Genomic DNA, 1,767 nt, shown 5'->3' with positions numbered 1-1,767 from the left:
GGATCCGGAGAGTCGACCCCGCCACCCGAAGGCAGCCGGCCCGGTCCCTCAGGACCCAACAGCGTGCATGTACCCGACTCCACCGCCCCGACGCGTTCCCAACCCGAAGGCTGTACTGACGCGAGACGATCTCACCGAGCACCTAGTTCAATGTTCCACCCATGAGCTACCAGCAAAGACATTCGCTTTGATCTGGCGCCTGGAACACCCTGCGGTGTCCAGATGCTCCTTAGAAAGGAGGTGATCCAGCCGCACCTTCCGGTACGGCTACCTTGTTACGACTTAGTCCTAATCACCGATCCCACCTTCGACAGCTCCCTCCTTGCGGTTAGGCCACTGGCTTCGGGTGTTACCGACTTTCATGACTTGACGGGCGGTGTGTACAAGGCCCGGGAACGTATTCACCGCAGCGTTGCTGATCTGCGATTACTAGCGACTCCGACTTCATGAGGTCGAGTTGCAGACCTCAATCCGAACTGAGACCGGCTTTTTGGGATTCGCTCCACCTTACGGTATCGCAGCCCTTTGTACCGGCCATTGTAGCATGCGTGAAGCCCAAGACATAAGGGGCATGATGATTTGACGTCATCCCCACCTTCCTCCGAGTTGACCCCGGCAGTCTCCTATGAGTTCCCACCATGACGTGCTGGCAACATAGAACGAGGGTTGCGCTCGTTGCGGGACTTAACCCAACATCTCACGACACGAGCTGACGACAACCATGCACCACCTGTATACCGACCTTGCGGGGCAACCATTTCTGGAAGTTTCCGGTATATGTCAAGCCTTGGTAAGGTTCTTCGCGTTGCATCGAATTAATCCGCATGCTCCGCCGCTTGTGCGGGCCCCCGTCAATTCCTTTGAGTTTTAGCCTTGCGGCCGTACTCCCCAGGCGGGGAACTTAATGCGTTAGCTGCGACACGGAGACCGTGGAAAGGTCCCCACATCTAGTTCCCAACGTTTACGGCGTGGACTACCAGGGTATCTAATCCTGTTCGCTCCCCACGCTTTCGCTCCTCAGCGTCAGTAACGGCCCAGAGAACTGCCTTCGCCATCGGTGTTCCTCCTGATATCTGCGCATTCCACCGCTACACCAGGAATTCCATTCTCCCCTACCGCACTCTAGTCTGCCCGTACCCACTGCAGGCCCGAGGTTGAGCCTCGGGTTTTCACAGCAGACGCGACAAACCGCCTACGAGCTCTTTACGCCCAATAATTCCGGACAACGCTTGCACCCTACGTATTACCGCGGCTGCTGGCACGTAGTTAGCCGGTGCTTTTTCTGCAGGTACCGTCAAGCCGAAGCCCTTCTTCCCTACTAAAAGAGGTTTACAACCCGAAGGCCGTCATCCCCCACGCGGCGTTGCTGCATCAGGCTTTCGCCCATTGTGCAATATTCCCCACTGCTGCCTCCCGTAGGAGTCTGGGCCGTGTCTCAGTCCCAGTGTGGCCGGTCACCCTCTCAGGCCGGCTACCCGTCGTCGCCTTGGTGAGCCATTACCTCACCAACTAGCTGATAGGCCGCGAGTCCATCCTTGACCGAAAAACTTTCCACCCGCACCCGATGCCGGGGCAGGTCGTATCCGGTATTAGACGCCGTTTCCAGCGCTTATCCCAGAGTCAAGGGCAGGTTACTCACGTGTTACTCACCCGTTCGCCACTAATCCACCCAGCAAGCTGGGCTTCATCGTTCGACTTGCATGTGTTAAGCACGCCGCCAGCGTTCGTCCTGAGCCAGGATCAAACTCTCCGTAAAAAAATTACGAC

The 1,767-nt window shown here is 57.2% G+C and carries 2 rRNA genes (1 of these 2 only partly in view); both read right to left on the bottom strand.

Annotation, left to right across the window (positions count from 1 at the left end):
* Window positions 1–126, bottom strand: a 23S ribosomal RNA gene (locus tag C5C53_RS16545); it reaches 2,773 nt to the left of the window's first position.
* Window positions 127–233: 107 nt separating this feature from the next.
* Window positions 234–1,756: ribosomal RNA gene (locus C5C53_RS16540) — 16S ribosomal RNA — on the bottom strand.
* Together the 16S and 23S rRNA genes form the textbook arrangement of a ribosomal RNA operon.
* Window positions 1,757–1,767: the final 11 nt, after the last annotated feature.

The sequence above is a fragment of the Rathayibacter sp. AY1E3 genome (assembly GCF_002932235.1).
Taxonomy (GTDB): domain Bacteria; phylum Actinomycetota; class Actinomycetes; order Actinomycetales; family Microbacteriaceae; genus Rathayibacter.
The sequence above is the reverse complement of the archived record's forward strand: the minus strand, read 5'-3'. Positions and strand labels throughout refer to the sequence as shown.